Consider the following 14,740-nt stretch of genomic DNA (forward strand, 5'->3'; position numbering starts at 1 on the left):
GCCATGGCATTCAGTACTGGTGGTGGCAAAGGCCCCATGGCCGACATCAACGTCACGCCCCTCGTGGACGTGATGCTGGTTCTGCTGATCATCTTCATCGTTACCGCGCCGATCATGACCTACCCGATCGCCGTTGACCTGCCGCAGCGCGTGATCAACCCACCGCCGCAGCTGGTCGAGCCGCCGCCGCCGATCGAGTTGAAGATCGACGCGAGCAACCAGGTCTCGTGGAACAACAGCCCGGTTGCCGTGGGTGAGCTGCAGCAGCGCATGGAGCAGGAAGTACAGCGTGATCCGACCAATCAGCCGGAGCTGCGCATCGACGCCAGCCCGGACTCCGAGTACGACGTGATGGCCAAGGTATTGGCTGCCGCGAAGAACTCGCAGATGAAGAAGATCGGCTTCGTACAGCAGTAAACCGCACTACGCAGTCATGACGCGACTGGAAAACGCCCCTGGAAACAGGGGCGTTTTTTTTGGCTCTGACCCGTCCTGAATTGAGTTGACACCTTTTCCCACAGGAAGAGGAATGTTCAATGAATTCAACAATCAGGCGCAGCCAGCGGGATTACTCGCTGGCCTTCAAGTTGTCGGTGGTGGACCAGGTCGAGCGTGGGGAGCTGACCTACAAGCAGGCCCAGGAGCGCTACGGAATCCAAGGACGGAGCACCGTGCTGTCGTGGCTTCGGCGACATGGTCGGCAAGACTGGTCAGGTGGGGCATCATCTGCCCCCATGACCACAGCTCCCAAGTCCGGAACGGCCAAGCCGCTGACACCGGAACAACAGATCAAAGTCCTGCAGGTTCAGCTGCGGGAGGCGACCGAGAAGGCGCAGCTTTTCGAGGCCATCGTGGATGTGCTCAAGGAAGACTACGGGGTGCGCATCGTAAAAAAGCCTTCCGGCAAGTCCTCACGCAAAGGCGCCTCCAAGGCGTAAGCGTGGCAAGGGCTTGCCGCCATTTTGGTATCAGTCGCCAAGCGTACTATCAGGCAGGCCATCGTCAGCAGCGGCAACTGGCCGACGGTGCTCGGGCGCTCGCGCTGGTAGGTGGCTATCGAGCGCGCCAGCCGCGCATCGGCACGCGCAAGCTGCATCATCTGATTGGACCGACGCTTCAAGCATCGGGAGTGGCAATGGGGCGCGACCGTCTGTTTGGCGTCCTTCGTGATGCCCGGCTGCTGGTCCCCATGCGGCGGGCGTACCACAAGACGACCGACAGCCATCACCGCTTCCGGCGGCACCCCAATCTTCTCAAGCCCGGCGAAGGGCGCGTGGTACCGACCGGCAGTGAGCAGGTCTGGGTAGCCGACATTACCTACCTGCCCACGCAGGGGAAATTTGTATACCTGAGCCTGATTACCGATGTGTGGTCGCGCAGGATCGTGGGCTGGAGCGTGCACGACACCCTGCAGACCGAACAGGTCGCCCAAGCACTGCAGATGGCGCTGAAGGAACGAAAAACGCGGCAGCAGCTGATCCATCACTCCGACCGGGGCATCCAGTACTGCTCGGACTACTACCAGAAGATCCACGCCAGGCATGGGGTGACCTGCTCGATGACCGATGGCTACGACTGCTACCAGAATGCGCTGGCCGAACGGGTAAATGGGATATTGAAGGGCGAGTTCCTGCTGCACCGGCCCCGGGACCTGCTGCAGGCACGCCAGATGGTCGCCGAGTCGGTGGGGATCTATAACGCCGAGCGGCCGCACCTGTCGCTTAAAATGCAAACGCCCGATGCGGTGCATCGGGCGTCTCTGGCCGCCTGACGGCGGCCAGATCATCCGCCACAGGTGTCAACCTATGGCAGGACGGGTCACTCTTCTCCAAACAAAGGAGTGCGCCCGCGTCATAGCGAAAGCCAAGACACACCCGGTTGCTTCTATCGCGCCCTGGGTGAACCTCTCCCCTCATGGGAGAAGAAACCTTCCTGCTGCGTGCCGGCTGCATCGACCCTGCGCAGGCGCGCGACGCGACGGCCCGTTATGATCCGCCCATGCTTGCCACTTACCCTGCCCTCGCGGCCTGGCTCGATGCCGTCCCCCACCTCCGGCCGCTACTCGTGGTCGCCTACCTGCTCTACCTGTTCTGGCTGATCGGTTGGATCATGCTGCAGAAGCGTGAGCCGGTGGCCACCCTGAGCTGGATACTGTCGCTGGCCGCCCTGCCCTACCTGGGCTTGTTCATCTACTACCTGCTCGGCCCACAGAAAGTAAAACGACAACGTCTGCGTCGCGGCCGCGCGCGCTCGGGCATGGAGCATTACAGCAGCGTGTGTCCACCCGACGCGGACTGCACCGAGCTGGCCAAGATCGCCCAGGCCACCACCGGCCTGGCACCCAGTTCGGCCACCGAAGTGGAGTGGCTCGTGGACGGCGCGGCCACCTATCGCGCGTTGCTTGCTGCCATCGCCCAGGCAGGCGACCACGTGCACGTGGAGTACTACATCTTCAACCCCGACCATGCCGGCACCGCCCTGCGCGATGCGCTGGTAGAGCGGGCCCGCACGGGCGTGCGGGTGCGCCTGCTGCTGGATGCGGTCGGGTCGTCGGCAATCCACAAGCGCTTCCTGCAGCCGCTGCTGGACGCCGGTGGCGAAGTGGCCTGGTTCCACCCGCGGCAACTGCTCAAGCCGTTCAAACGCCCGTGGTTGAACATGCGCACCCACCGCAAGCTGGTGGTGGTCGATGGCCGCGTCGCCTTCACCGGTGGCATCAACATCACCGACGAAGAAGACGAAAGCCGTCGCCCGGATGCCTACCGCGACCTGCACATGCGACTGGTTGGACACGTGGTGCGCAGCCTGCAGCTGGTTTTCATCGAGGACTGGATCTATGCGACCGGGCAGCCGCCCGAACGCTTCCAGATCGCCCAGCTGTGGCCGCACGAGATGCCCAGCCGCAGCGACGGCCCGATCAGCGCGCAGGTGCTGGTGTCCGGCCCGGATTCATCGTGGGAAACCATCCACCGGCTGCAGGTGGCGGCCATCCACGAAGCGCGCGAGCGCGTCTGGCTGGTCACGCCGTACTTCGTCCCCGGCGAGGCCGCCCGCATGGCCCTCACCTCCGCCGCGCTGGGCGGCCTGGACGTGCGCCTGCTGGTACCGAAGATGAGCGACTCGTGGTTCGTCACCCAGGCCGCGCGCTCCTACTTCGACGAGCTGCTGCAGGCGGGCGTGAAAATCTATGAGTACGGCCCGCGCATGCTGCACACCAAGGCCTTCATCGCCGACCACAACGTCTGCATTGTCGGCAGCGCCAACTTCGACCATCGCAGTTTCCGGCTCAATTTCGAGTTGTCGATGATGCTGGTCGACGCCGGTCGCGTGGCCGCGCTGGAGCAGATCCTGGCCGCCGAGTTCGCCGCTGCCACCCGCGTGCACAACGATCGCGGCCGCTCGCTGTGGCTGCACCGTGTGCCGGAGGCATTCGCCCGCCTGGCCTCGCCGTTGTTGTGACTGGCCACGTGGAACCGGGACAGCCAGCGGCGCTACACTGACCAGATCGACGGGGAGAATCACGATGCATTGGCTGTTCCTGCTGCTGGCGCTCGGCTGTTTCGCCTTGGCGCTCAACGTGTCCCACTGGGGGCTGATGCTGCTTGCCTTGCTGGCTTCCCTGCTGTTCCTGCTGGCCTGGGTGCGCGGGTTGTACGTCGCGCGCTTCGGCACTCTGCAGGGCGACATCTCCCGCGTGATCGACCCCACCGAACTGCGCCGGCTGCGCGAGCAGGGCGATGCCCGTCGCCAGCCGACCGCCGAAGACTCCGACCTCCCGTAGTGCCATGACCCAGCTCAGTGTCAACGTCAACAAGATCGCCGTCCTGCGCAATTCGCGCGGCGGTACCGACCCGGACGTAGTGCAGGCCGCGCGCGTCTGCCTGGAGGCCGGTGCGCATGGCATCACCGTGCACCCGCGCCCGGACCGCCGGCATATCCACGCCGAGGACGTGCTGGCGCTGTCGGCGCTGACCGTTGCCCACGGCGTGGAATTCAACATTGAAGGCAACCCGTTCGCCCCGCCGCGCGAGGGTTACCCGGGCCTGTTGCCGCTGTGCGCGCAGACCCGCCCGGCCCAGGCCACGCTGGTGCCCGACAGCGACGGCCAGCTCACCTCCGACCACGGCTTCGACTTTGCCCGCGACGGTGAGCGCCTGCGCCCGCTGATTGCCGAACTGAAGTCCTACGGTTGCCGGGTCAGCCTGTTCGTGGATGCCGGCAATCCGTTGCTGGAGCAGGCGGCCGCGGTGGGTGCCGATCGCATCGAGCTGTACACCGGCCCGTATGCCCAGGCCCATGCCGCCGGCGATGCGCGGGCCATGCTGGACCTGTTCGCCGGCGCAGCGCGCCGGGCCCAGGCGGTCGGGCTGGGGGTCAACGCCGGGCACGACCTGTCGCAGGGCAACCTGGGCGAATTCCTGGCGCACGTGCCCGACGTACTGGAGGTGTCGATCGGCCATGCGCTTATCAGTGAGGCGCTGTATGACGGGCTCGATGCCACCGTGAAGGGCTATCTGGCCCTGCTGTAATGCGCGTATCGACCAACGGTCGATACCTACCGGTGTTGATTGAACGGTAGGAGCCGGCCGTTGGTCGGTTCGGCGGCGCCCCGCATCCTGTGGATAACGCTGGGGGCCAAATGACCCGTTCAGCCCGCAAACCCTGTGGTGGCCGCGATTTCACTTCCCTCGCGGCCTGTGGTTAGTAATACTACTAATCCACCCGCGCGCGGTACCTGGCCATGACTTCCCTCCCCGTCGTCTCAACGACTGCGACACCCCGTCGATAGCCTTCGCCCATGGCAACTGCGATCAAAGGCCGAGGCTCGACCACCCACCTGGTAGGCCGTTTCGAGGTCACCGTCAGCCAAGCCGTGGACGATGGCTGGGACGCCGAGGAGTCCGAGGAATTCCTGGCGCCGCGGCTGCGCACCGAAGTGCGCGCGGAAACCGCGCGCAGCATCATCAGCCGCAACAAGTCGCCGGATGTGGGCTTCAGCCAATCGGTGAATCCCTACCGTGGCTGCGAGCATGGCTGCTCCTACTGCTTCGCCCGGCCCTCGCATGCCTACCTCAACCTGTCGCCCGGGCTGGACTTTGAAACCAAGCTGTTCGCCAAGACCAACGCGCCGCAGCTGCTGCGCAAGGAGCTCTCGCGCCCCGGCTACGTGCCGCAACCGATAGCGCTGGGCATCAATACCGACGCCTACCAGCCGATCGAGCGCAAGCTGAAACTCACCCGCCAGCTGATCGAGGTGATGCTGGAAACGCGGCACCCGTTCTCGTTGATCACCAAGAACGCGCTGGTAGAACGCGACATCGATCTGCTCGCGCCGTTGGCCGCGGAGAACCTGGTCAGCGTGCACTTCTCGGTGACCTCGCTGGACCCGCATCTGTCGGCCAGGCTGGAGCCGCGCGCATCGGCGCCGCACGCCCGCCTGCGCGCAATGCGGCGGCTGTCCGACGCTGGCATTCCGGTGGGAGTGATGGTCGCGCCGGTGATTCCGTGGATCAACGATGCCGAACTGGAAGCGGTGCTGGAAGCCGCGCGCGACGCCGGTGCCTGCTCCGCCGGCTACGTGCTGCTGCGCCTGCCGCTGGAAGTGGCACCCCTGTTCCGCGATTGGCTGGATACCCATCACCCCGACCGCGCCACCCACGTGATGAGCACCATCAACCAGCTGCGCGGTGGCAAGGATTACAACAGCGAGTTTGGCACCCGCATGCGCGGCCAGGGCGTGTATGCCGATCTGTTGTCGAGCCGCTTCAAGCTGGCCCGCAAGCGGTTGGGCTTCGATGCGCAGAACAGCCATTGGCCGAAACTGGATTGCACGAAGTTTCTGCGGCCGTTGCCGCCGAGAGTGGATTCGCCGCAGGGGTCGTTGTTCTAGGCAGTCACCGGACAGTTCGTCCCGGCTTGCGCAGACAAGCCGGTTGGGCGTCGATGATAGATGCCCCGGCTGACCTACGCCGCATTGGAATGAACGCCTGCAGCAATGACGTGTGCTGGGCGTTCGGGGCAAGAACCGCCCAATTGGCCAAACGGATAGGCGATCGATGAAGTTCACAGGGAAAGTTGTTGGATTGACTGCGCTATTTGTCGGAATTGCCGCATTGGCTGGGTGCAGCCCGTCGCCTACCGAACCGAAAGCTGCTTCTGGCCAAGCGCTTCCTGCTCCGGCTATGGAACTCATCGAGATTGTCGCGCGGCCTGCCGGCGAGCCTGTTGGCGCATTAGCCCGCCCCACCCATCCCACCGACCCGGTGGAGATTGCCATTCGTACCAAGGGCACAACGAAGGGGGCGGACTTGGCGGTCAAGATGATCGCTCTGGCCGATGACAGCACTGTCGATACAGGCAAGCTTCGACTCAACGCCGGCAATTCGGCCGCACCCAAGTTCCAGTTTGAGCCGCGCGGTATGTGGCTAACCGGTCGCTATCTCTTTGAGGTCACGCTGGATGGGAAACTGGCTGGCAGCCAAGAGCTGGAAATCTTCCCGGCCGACGATGGGGCTCCCGCGCAGTAAATGGTACCTATTCGCCTAGGGCGTGTTGAGCGTGGTGAGGAAGGCGGCCAGATCGCTGCGTTCCTCAACAGTCAAGCTGATTGGTTGCCCGCTGGTGAGTCCACGATAGTAGAGCTCATGCTCGATGGCCGCTTCGAGAGTCTGGATGCTGCCGTCGTGCATGTAAGGCGCTGTGCGCGCCACGTTGCGCAGGCTGGGTGTGCGGAACGCACCCATGTCCTGCGGATCGGACGTAATCGCGAATCGTCCCAGCTCCGCGATTTCGGCATCTGCGAGGATCATCCTACCAAGGGGCTCGCCAGAGCCTCGCGACCGTTCCAAGCGTGCCTGTAGCGAACGGATGTTGCCCGCGATGCGCTCAAATCCGACGCTGGCATGGTGAAACTGCTGATCGCTGAATGAGCTGGACTTGTCCATCAGATGGCAGCTGGCGCACTGGCCCTTGCCTTGGAAGAGCTGCATGTCGCGCTCGGCTCGCGCACCGAGGAGACTGTAGTCGGCGGATGCGTGAGCGCGGTCGAACAGGCTGACGCCGGTATCCAAGCTAGTAAGATAGCTGGAGAGCGCTGCCGATATGTCGGTTTCGCTGATGTCCTTACCAAAAAAGGCGCGGTATTCCGGCAGAGTGGCGATCTGCTCTATTGCAGCTGCCACCGTGTCGTGACCCATTTCCATGGGGTTGCCAAGAGGCTGCATGACAGCTTGGGGTAGCGCGTCCTCACGTCCATCCCAGAACTGCGGCCCCCGCTCAACAAGCCCAATCAGGCTCGGCGCATTACGCGTACCTTTGCGTCCGAATGCTCCTACCGAAACAGCGCGGGCATCGGTAAATGCATGCTCTGAAATGTGACATGTAGCGCAACTTATGCGCCCGTCAGCCCCCAGTCGAACGTCATTGAATAATGTCTCGCCAATCCCGGCAAGGCCGGATTCTTGAGCGGCTGAGGGTTCCTGGTCGCCTGCTGGTGATCTGACCGGCTTGGCTTGGCGTAAACCAGGTTGCGAGCAAATCGGAGCCATTGGGTTCGGGTACGACAACAACGGGCAGCTCATTGTTCAAAATGGGTCCTATGCCCCCAACGCCCTGCCTGCTGTAACTTCGCCGGGAAACGCGTACGACGATAATCAGCGTCAGACGCATCATCAAGGGCAAGTGCTCCATTATGACGAAAATGGCAATCTGGTTGCCGATGCAAATAAGACATATGAGTGGGGTGCTCGCAACGAGTTGCTACGCGTCCATGCGGATGGTCAGACTATCGCGGAGTACATCTACGATGGGTTGGGTCGGAGAGTCAACAGAAGCGAAAGTGGTAAATTCGTCACCTATCTCCATGATGGCTTCAATGTCATCCTGGAGACCACGGGTGGAATAGGCAATTCAATCCTGACGGGCCTTCATGTCGACGAGCGATATGCAATAGACGAACAGGGCGGTCGGACCTATCTGCTCACTGATCATCTTGGAAGCACTCGAGCACTGACCAATTCGGACGGGCAGGTCATAAACCGCTATGACTATGACCCGTACGGCGCTGCTACGGAGTCCGAGCCTGGTTTCACAAACCGGTACCAATACACTGGGAGGGAGCGTGACGACAACGGGCTTTACTAATGCCGGACTCGGTACTATCAGCCAAAGCTTGGGCGCTTTATTTCTGAAGATCCAGTTGGACTGGCGGCAGGAATAAATCCTTATGCATACGTCGGTGGTAACCCAATTTCATGGATGGATCCCTTTGGTCTTTCGGGAACGTTGGGCATCCATTCGCAAAATCAGGGCGGCACCCTCGGGCATAGCTGGTTGACTTACACTCCGGACGGTCCACAGAGGCCAGCAGGTCCAGAAGGCCCTGCTGGGCGCAACGGGCCTACGACTTCTTATGGTACTTGGGGCAATAATCCTCGTGGAAAGGGAAACGGTCTACACTCAAATCTAGAGGTGCGTGGTGGACACATTCCCGACGCGAGTAGGACGGCACATTTGAACGATGAGCAGGAGCGCAACCTCTTTGATAGGATTCAGAAGAAGCGAAACGAAGGTGAGGATGGCTGGGGTTATCTTTCTCCTTGCTCATCTTTCGCGGCCGATACATGGGAGGCGGTCACGGGCGAGTCGCTTTCCACCAGGACAGGATTTGCGCCCAGTGCTCCGTCGGGTCTATCCCAGTCGATAATCAGGGCGAATGGAGGAGCAGCTCATGGCCGCCGATAAAGAAATTGCGCACCCATATTTCAGGAAATGGAGACGCTGGATCTTATTGATTGTTGTCGGAGCGTTGGTGCAGGCTTGCAGTGGCTATTATGGCGAACAAACGATCAAGTTCGAACACGTGCAATTTTTTAATGTCAAGCAGACCCAGCCGGGAGAGCTGCGGATATCGGGAGTAGCCATACACAGTTCGCTTGCCATAGAGCGAATTGAGAGTGTGTTGGGGGACGAATCCATTCAGGTGAGAGTGGTGCTTGTTCCCGCTAGGAAGGGGTTGTCTGGAAGTTTCGCCTATGTTGTTGTCTTGAATGAAACCGCTGAGAAGGTGACGTTTGGAGATGAGCAGAACGTGATATGGACGCGGGAGGGAGGCGTTGTTCGACGCCTGTAGCGATATCGCCGCAATGGCTCGCAGTCTCCGCTGGACTTTGGGGCGGGAAGGATGGCTGGCTGAGCCTAGTGCTAGTTTCTGATGCCATTGCATGTGCCGAAATTGCTTGGGAAGGAATATGTCCATAGCAACTATGTTGTTGGAGGGGGTTCGGCCCCACAGTAGGACAAGCACGGTAATGTCGGCCGCTGTCCGGCTGCCTTTGAAGATGTTCCTAAGTGCGCTTTAGACGGGAATCGACTCGCTCTGGGCGTCGCGCACTCGGGCGTTGAGGATCACCAGCATCTTCCGCATCACGGCCACGATGGCCACTTTTACTTCCTTGCCGCATGCCTGCAGCGACCGGTAAAATTCCCGCAGTCGAGGTTCGTGCAGCAGCGTGGACGTGCTGGCGATGTAAAGCATCTGGCGGATCTCGGCTCGGCCGCCGCCGATGCGGCGTTTGCCCCGCATCGTCCCGCTGTCGCAGGACATAGGGGAGACTCTAATCAGCTTGGCGATGACTTTACCGCTTAGCTTGCCCAGCTCAGGCAGGTAATTAGCCGGCAAGCCTGCAATGCAGGGCCCACACCTTTGATCGACTTCAGTAGAGCCAGCTGTGCCTGCTTGCCGACTTGCTCGGCAAGCAGTTTTTCCAGACGTTTAGTGATAGCTTCCAGTCGATCAGTGTTGGCCTATAGGCGTAGTGTTTAAATTCTCGTGTTCGTCATGTGGGGCTGGTGGCCGTTGCAGCCGGCGCAATGCCGGGCTCACGTCGCGGTGAAAGCAATACCTGAGCTGGAACTCAGCGAGTCATTCCAACGGTGCGCTGATCTGGGCCGTGCGTTCGGCCAGAAACCGCTTGGGCGGTGCGCCAACTGACTTTCGGAACATGGTGACGAAGGCCCCCGAACTTTCGTAGCCGAGGTCGTCGGCAATGGCCTGGATCGTCAGCCCCTTCGCCAGCATCGGCAGGGAGGTGATCACATGCATCTGACGACGCCAACGGCTCACGCTCAAGCCCGTCTCGGCAGCGAACAGGCGCGACATGTTGCGTGTGCTCATGCCGATATGGAAGGCCCGTTGGTCGAGGGTGGCCTGGGCTGCCGGTGAAGCCAGCATCGCATCGGCGAGCTGGCGCAGGCGAGGATCGGAGGGCATCGGAAGATGCAACCACTCATGCGGCGCGGCGACGAGTTCATCCAGCAGTACCGCAATCAAGCGCTGCTGGGCGCCGTCCAGGTCGTAGTACTCAGGCAGTGCAGCAGTACGTCCCAGCAGGGCGCGCATGAACGGAGAAACGGAGATCGTGCAGCAGGTGTCGGGAAGCCCGGGGACGGCATCGGGTTCGACGAATGCAACGAACCCCTGCGGCTCACTGCTGCTGTAACCACGGTGGACAAGGCCGCCGGGAATCCAAACCGCGGCCTGTGGAGGAACCACCCACAGGCCCGCGTCGGCCTCCAGGGTGATCATTCCCGTGTCGGCAAACAGCAACTGTGCTTTGCGATGCTGGTGGAATGGGAATTCCCAGCCATCGGTGCTCGCGCCCAGTCCAATGACCGTAACGGGCCGATCGATCTGATCGGGGTAATCCGGCGCAAGGCCGCTCAAGCCAGTGAGAAACATCGTCGTTTCCTTGCGCGGTTTTCAGGCGTCCGCCAGCAGCGATCGGACCTTGGTCTGGCCTTCATCGATACTGGCGACAACGAACATGGGATAGCCCCAGAACCTGGAAAAAGCCGTCGAAAGTGCCTCCATGGCGGCATGCTTGGCCAGCTCGGGAACGATCTGCACGTGGCCTTTGATGAGCCGCTGGATCTCGCTCCTGTTGGCCTTCATCCACAGCGCAACCTGCCGGCGCTCCTCCACGTTGCCATTACCGTCCGCGTCGTCCGGCGCGCCCTCGCCGATGAACGCGAAGGGTCGACCACGGGCGAGCAGTGCCGAGATGTTCGCCAGGACAGCCTCCACTGGCATGGTGTCGCTGGCGTCGTTGCGCATCCATACGATGGGAAATTCACTCGCATCAATATTCATTCCAGGCTCCTGACGCATCGGCCATCCGATGCTTTGAATGAGACGCGTTATCGTATGCAGGAATGATTGATGCGTCATTGGAGAGCTCAGCCATAAAATTCTTCAATCCGGCCAGAACGGAATTGCCGACGTCAGTGCCGGTCAGCTCTCCCCGAACAGCTTCCGCGCACTCTGGAACAACACCCAGCTGGTCGCAATGAACTTGTCCCCCCCCTGCGGCCGGTTGCCACGATGGGTATGGGTGAACGCGGTCGGGGCGATCAGCAGGCTGCCGGTGCGCGGGGCGATCTTGCGCGCCTGGAACAGGAACTCGGTTTCGCCTTCCTCGAAATCATCGTTGAGGTAGAGCGTCCACAGCAGATGCCGATGCAGGGTCTCGGCGGCCGGATCACGCGGATACAGTTCGCAGTGCCAATAGGGATAGCCACCCTCGCCTGCCGCATACCATTGCAGGTTGATGGCACCGGGACGCAGGCAGGTGCGGGCCAGATCCGACAGCGCGGCATCGTCCATGCCGGGGAAATCATCGGCGGCCAATCGACGCGGCCTACCGTCGCTGTCTTGGATCTGCAACATCAGCGGCGAGATCAGTGCCTGTGGATAACGGCGTAGATAACTCAAAACGCCGCGAAAAACCGCCTGCTGCAGCTGCATGTCGACATCGCGCCAGGCCGGATCGCCGCTGATGCGAAGATCCTTGCTGTGCTTGAGTTCCGGGAACACACCGCTGCCTACTTCGCCAGGCCGCAACTGCGCACTGGATCGCATCCTGGCGTGTATAGCGGCACACACATCGGCGGGAACCGCGTTGTGGATTACTTCGATGAAGTCGTGCGGGGCATCGGCCGTCATGGGGTCATCCGTGGGCATCTGGTCCCGATGGTGACCGCTGCACTGGCCGATGTCACGCCGTTGCCACGTAAGGTTTCTTCATGGCCCAACGGGACCGGCAGCGCGCCGGTCCCGGGCGGTGCGATCAGCCCTGTGCGCTGTCGTGCTCGCGGTGATAGCGGGTGGCTTCGGCCACTTCGTTGCGCGAGCCAAGGAACACCGGCACGCGCTGGTGCAGCTGGTCGGGCTGGATGTCGAGGATGCGCTCGCGGCCGGTGGTGGCCGCGCCGCCGGCCTGTTCAACCAGCAGGCCCATCGGGTTGGCTTCGTACATCAGGCGCAGCTTGCCGGCCTTGGACGGGTCCTTCTTGTCCCACGGGTAGATGAAGATGCCGCCGCGGGTGAGGATGCGGTGCACGTCGGCGACCATGCTGGCGATCCAGCGCATGTTGAAGTTCTTGCCGCGCGCACCTTCCTTGCCGGCCAGCAGGTCCTGCACGTAGCCCTGCATGGGCGCTTCCCAATGGCGCTGGTTGGACATGTTGATGGCGAACTCCTGGGTGTCCTCGGGAATCTGCATGTCCGGGGTGGTCAGCACGAACTCGCCCTTTTCGCGGTCCAGGGTAAAGGCGTGGGTGCCGTGGCCGACGGTGAGCACCATCTGCGTGCTGGGGCCATAGATGCAGTAACCGGCGGCCACCTGGGCGGTACCGGGCTGCAGGAAGCTGTCGTCGTTGGGCTGTTCGGTGCCCGGCGGGCAGCGCAGCACCGAGAAGATGGTGCCGACCGAGACGTTGACGTCGATGTTGGAACTGCCGTCGAGGGGATCAAACAGCAGCAGGAAGTCGCCGCGCGGGTAGGTATCGGGCACCGGCTGGCAGTGGTCCATTTCCTCGGAGGCGCACGCGGCGAGGTGGCCACCCCAGGCATTGGCTTCGAGCAGGATCTCGTTGCTGATCACGTCGAGCTTCTTCTGCGCTTCGCCCTGTACGTTGCCGGTACCGGCTTCGCCGAGGACGCCACCGAGGGCACCCTTGCTGACCGCGATGGAGATGCTGGTGCAGGCGCGGGCGACGACGGCGATCAGCTGGCGCAGGTCGGCGTTGATGCGGCCGGCGTGCTGCTCTTCGATCAGGTACCGGGTAAGCGACGAACGGGACATGGGGTGGGCTGCCAAAGACATTCGGGGGCCATATTGTCGCCCGTTGCCGCTGGCATTACGAGGCAATGCGCAGGCGTAAGCGGTTATGCCTTGCGACCGGGAGCGCGGCGCGTTGCGCCGTCGCACGACCAACGGTCGTGCGCTACCACAGCACAGTGCCCGATCATGATGGCGCCGAGCACCGACGGCGCCGGTACGCTGTCAAATCGCGCGACCGCGTTGTGCCAGCGGCAGGCAGAAGAACGGCCGCACAGGGCGGCCGTTCTTCATGTCACCGATGCGGACCTTCAGCCCTTGGCGACGGTCGCCACGGCCTTGGCCACATAGGCCAGGTTGCCCTGGTTCAGTGCGGCCACGCAGATACGGCCGGTGCCGACGGCGTAGATGCCGAACTCGTCGCGCAGGCGGTCCACCTGCGGGCGGGTCAGGCCGGAGTAGGAGAACATGCCGGCCTGGTCGTTGATGAAGGCGAACTCGGGCGCGCCGGCGGCAATCAGGTTTTCCACCAGGCCGTGGCGCAGCGCGTGGATGCGTTCGCGCATCTCGGTCAGTTCCGCTTCCCACACCTGGCGCAGTTCGACGCTGTTGAGCACGCCGGCCACCAGCGCCGCGCCATGGTTGGACGGGCTGGAGTAGATGGTGCGGATGATGCGCTTGACCTGCGACTGCACGGCCTTGGCGGCGTTTGCATCCGGGGCCACCACCGACAGCGCGCCAATGCGCTCGCCATACAGCGAGAACGACTTGGAGTACGAGTTGGCGACCACGAAGCTGTCGATGCCGGCTTCGGCAATGATGCGCACCGCCGCGCCGTCTTCGCTGATGCCCTTGTCGAAGCCCTGGTAGGCCATGTCGATGAACGGGAACAGCTGGCGGTCCTTCAGCAGCTCGGCCACCTGCTTCCACTGCGCGACGGTGAGGTCGGCGCCGGTGGGGTTGTGGCAGCAGGCGTGCAGCAGCACCACGGTGCCCGGCTGCAGCTTGCCGAGGTCGGCGAGCATGGCGTCGAAGTCCACGCCGTGGGTGGCCGCATCGAAGTAGCTGTATTCCACGACCTCGAAGCCGGCGGCACCGAATACGGCACGGTGGTTTTCCCAGCTCGGGTTGCTGATGGCGATGGTGGCGTGCGGCAGCAGCTTGTGCAGCAGGTCCGCGCCGATACGCAGCGCACCGCTGCCGCCGATGGTCTGCGAGGTGGCCACGCGACCGGCGGCCAGCAGCGGCGACTCCTTGCCGAAGACCAGTTCGCGGGTGGCCTGGGTGTAGGCGGGCAGGCCGTCGATCGGCAGGTAGCCGCGCGGTTTGGCGTCCAGCGCCAGCTGCTGTTCGATCTTGTTCACGGCGCGAAGCAGCGGGATGCGGCCGCTTTCGTCGTAATAGATGCCCACGCCCAGGTTGACCTTGGTCGAGCGGCTGTCGGCGTTGTATGCCTCAGTCAGGCCCAGGATCGGGTCGCCTGGGACCAGTTCCACATTTGCAAAGAAGGACACGGCGGTACTCATTCGGATGACGGAAGGGGGAGGATGTCGCGACGCAGGTTGCGGCAGAATCAGCCGAAACCAGCCCATCGTAACAAAGCTGTGCCAAGGGCGCGGCGG

Annotated in this window: 15 protein-coding genes and 2 pseudogenes; 10 read left to right on the forward strand and 7 right to left on the reverse strand. The window is 62.6% G+C overall.

Annotated features, from left to right (window positions below; genetic code table 11):
* Nucleotides 1-3 precede the first annotated feature (3 nt).
* The 7 genes from AC3IR9_RS00055 to AC3IR9_RS00085 all read left to right on the forward strand — a co-directional run bounded on the left by AC3IR9_RS00055 (nt 4) and on the right by AC3IR9_RS00085 (nt 6,527).
* Complete coding sequence (locus tag AC3IR9_RS00055) at nt 4-417, forward strand: ExbD/TolR family protein (RefSeq protein WP_489293200.1); 414 nt, start codon at nt 4-6, stop codon at nt 415-417.
* Between the two features lie 119 nt (nt 418-536).
* Nucleotides 537-1,771, forward strand: a protein-coding gene (locus AC3IR9_RS00060) for an IS3 family transposase (protein ID WP_489291031.1) whose coding sequence is annotated in 2 segments (ribosomal slippage) — nt 537-888 and nt 888-1,771 — 1,236 coding nt in all. Because the reading frame shifts where the segments join, the coding sequence is not laid out codon by codon here.
* A gap of 227 nt (nt 1,772-1,998) precedes the next feature.
* On the forward strand, nt 1,999-3,459 hold the full coding sequence (gene cls / locus AC3IR9_RS00065) for a cardiolipin synthase (protein WP_489295936.1): 1,461 nt from the start codon (nt 1,999-2,001) through the stop codon (nt 3,457-3,459).
* A gap of 64 nt (nt 3,460-3,523) precedes the next feature.
* Nucleotides 3,524-3,781, forward strand: coding sequence for a hypothetical protein (locus tag AC3IR9_RS00070; RefSeq protein WP_489293201.1), 258 nt, complete (start codon nt 3,524-3,526; stop codon nt 3,779-3,781).
* Between the two features lie 4 nt (nt 3,782-3,785).
* On the forward strand, nt 3,786-4,529 hold the full coding sequence (locus AC3IR9_RS00075; RefSeq protein ID WP_489293202.1) for a pyridoxine 5'-phosphate synthase: 744 nt from the start codon (nt 3,786-3,788) through the stop codon (nt 4,527-4,529).
* A gap of 269 nt (nt 4,530-4,798) precedes the next feature.
* Complete coding sequence (locus tag AC3IR9_RS00080) at nt 4,799-5,890, forward strand: PA0069 family radical SAM protein (protein WP_489293203.1); 1,092 nt, start codon at nt 4,799-4,801, stop codon at nt 5,888-5,890.
* A 166-nt stretch (nt 5,891-6,056) separates the two neighbouring features.
* Nucleotides 6,057-6,527 (forward strand): hypothetical protein, encoded by a 471-nt coding sequence (locus tag AC3IR9_RS00085; protein ID WP_489293205.1) that lies wholly within the window; start codon nt 6,057-6,059, stop codon nt 6,525-6,527.
* A 15-nt stretch (nt 6,528-6,542) separates the two neighbouring features.
* On the opposite strand, the gene AC3IR9_RS00090 is transcribed toward AC3IR9_RS00085, so the two are convergent.
* Nucleotides 6,543-7,580: a cytochrome-c peroxidase gene (locus tag AC3IR9_RS00090; RefSeq protein ID WP_489293206.1), complete on the reverse strand. Its 1,038-nt coding sequence runs from the start codon at nt 7,578-7,580 to the stop codon at nt 6,543-6,545.
* Between AC3IR9_RS00090 and AC3IR9_RS00095 the strand changes: the two genes are divergently transcribed.
* From AC3IR9_RS00095 to AC3IR9_RS00105, 3 genes and pseudogenes are all read left to right on the forward strand, one after another.
* Nucleotides 7,507-8,142: a hypothetical protein gene (locus AC3IR9_RS00095; RefSeq protein ID WP_489293207.1), complete on the forward strand. Its 636-nt coding sequence runs from the start codon at nt 7,507-7,509 to the stop codon at nt 8,140-8,142. The two genes, AC3IR9_RS00090 and AC3IR9_RS00095, sit on opposite strands and share 74 nt — an antisense overlap.
* Before the next feature lie 15 nt (nt 8,143-8,157).
* Nucleotides 8,158-8,742: pseudogene (locus AC3IR9_RS00100) on the forward strand (RHS repeat-associated core domain-containing protein); the annotation flags it as partial.
* The gene (locus tag AC3IR9_RS00105; protein ID WP_489293209.1) at nt 8,729-9,130 is read left to right on the forward strand and encodes a hypothetical protein; all 402 of its coding nucleotides are present in this window, start codon (nt 8,729-8,731) and stop codon (nt 9,128-9,130) included. The pseudogene AC3IR9_RS00100 and the gene AC3IR9_RS00105, both read left to right, overlap by 14 nt.
* Before the next feature lie 225 nt (nt 9,131-9,355).
* On the opposite strand, the pseudogene AC3IR9_RS00110 reads toward AC3IR9_RS00105, so the two are convergent.
* The 6 genes and pseudogenes from AC3IR9_RS00110 to AC3IR9_RS00135 all read right to left on the reverse strand — a co-directional run.
* A pseudogene (locus tag AC3IR9_RS00110) lies at nt 9,356-9,801 on the reverse strand (transposase); the annotation flags it as partial.
* A gap of 121 nt (nt 9,802-9,922) precedes the next feature.
* A complete protein-coding gene (locus tag AC3IR9_RS00115) occupies nt 9,923-10,738 on the reverse strand; it encodes an AraC family transcriptional regulator (protein ID WP_489293210.1) in 816 nt (271 codons plus the stop codon).
* 21 nt (nt 10,739-10,759) lie between these two features.
* On the reverse strand, nt 10,760-11,149 hold the full coding sequence (locus AC3IR9_RS00120) for a hypothetical protein (RefSeq protein ID WP_489293211.1): 390 nt from the start codon (nt 11,147-11,149) through the stop codon (nt 10,760-10,762).
* Between the two features lie 141 nt (nt 11,150-11,290).
* Entirely contained in the window at nt 11,291-12,001 is a 711-nt protein-coding gene (locus AC3IR9_RS00125; RefSeq protein ID WP_489293212.1) for a 2OG-Fe(II) oxygenase, read from the reverse strand.
* Nucleotides 12,002-12,125: 124 nt separating this feature from the next.
* Nucleotides 12,126-13,142 (reverse strand): class 1 fructose-bisphosphatase, encoded by a 1,017-nt coding sequence (locus tag AC3IR9_RS00130; RefSeq protein WP_489293213.1) that lies wholly within the window; start codon nt 13,140-13,142, stop codon nt 12,126-12,128.
* A gap of 287 nt (nt 13,143-13,429) precedes the next feature.
* Nucleotides 13,430-14,632, reverse strand: coding sequence for an amino acid aminotransferase (locus AC3IR9_RS00135; protein ID WP_489293215.1), 1,203 nt, complete (start codon nt 14,630-14,632; stop codon nt 13,430-13,432).
* Nucleotides 14,633-14,740: the final 108 nt, after the last annotated feature.

The organism is Stenotrophomonas sp. GL_101, assembly GCF_057835675.1.

Bases quoted from the DNA above. Each gene is read 5' to 3' on its own strand.
- cls (WP_489295936.1), top strand. From the start codon at position 1,999: ATGCTTGCCACTTACCCTGCCCTCGCGGCCTGGCTCGATGCCGTCCCC.
- AC3IR9_RS00075 (WP_489293202.1), top strand. From the start codon at position 3,786: ATGACCCAGCTCAGTGTCAACGTCAACAAGATCGCCGTCCTGCGCAAT.
- AC3IR9_RS00115 (WP_489293210.1), bottom strand. From the start codon at position 10,738: ATGTTTCTCACTGGCTTGAGCGGCCTTGCGCCGGATTACCCCGATCAG.
- AC3IR9_RS00080 (WP_489293203.1), top strand. From the start codon at position 4,799: ATGGCAACTGCGATCAAAGGCCGAGGCTCGACCACCCACCTGGTAGGC.
- AC3IR9_RS00055 (WP_489293200.1), top strand. From the start codon at position 4: ATGGCATTCAGTACTGGTGGTGGCAAAGGCCCCATGGCCGACATCAAC.
- AC3IR9_RS00130 (WP_489293213.1), bottom strand. From the start codon at position 13,142: ATGTCCCGTTCGTCGCTTACCCGGTACCTGATCGAAGAGCAGCACGCC.
- AC3IR9_RS00120 (WP_489293211.1), bottom strand. From the start codon at position 11,149: ATGAATATTGATGCGAGTGAATTTCCCATCGTATGGATGCGCAACGAC.
- AC3IR9_RS00105 (WP_489293209.1), top strand. From the start codon at position 8,729: ATGGCCGCCGATAAAGAAATTGCGCACCCATATTTCAGGAAATGGAGA.
- AC3IR9_RS00085 (WP_489293205.1), top strand. From the start codon at position 6,057: ATGAAGTTCACAGGGAAAGTTGTTGGATTGACTGCGCTATTTGTCGGA.
- AC3IR9_RS00125 (WP_489293212.1), bottom strand. From the start codon at position 12,001: ATGACGGCCGATGCCCCGCACGACTTCATCGAAGTAATCCACAACGCG.
- AC3IR9_RS00090 (WP_489293206.1), bottom strand. From the start codon at position 7,580: ATGAGCTGCCCGTTGTTGTCGTACCCGAACCCAATGGCTCCGATTTGC.
- AC3IR9_RS00070 (WP_489293201.1), top strand. From the start codon at position 3,524: ATGCATTGGCTGTTCCTGCTGCTGGCGCTCGGCTGTTTCGCCTTGGCG.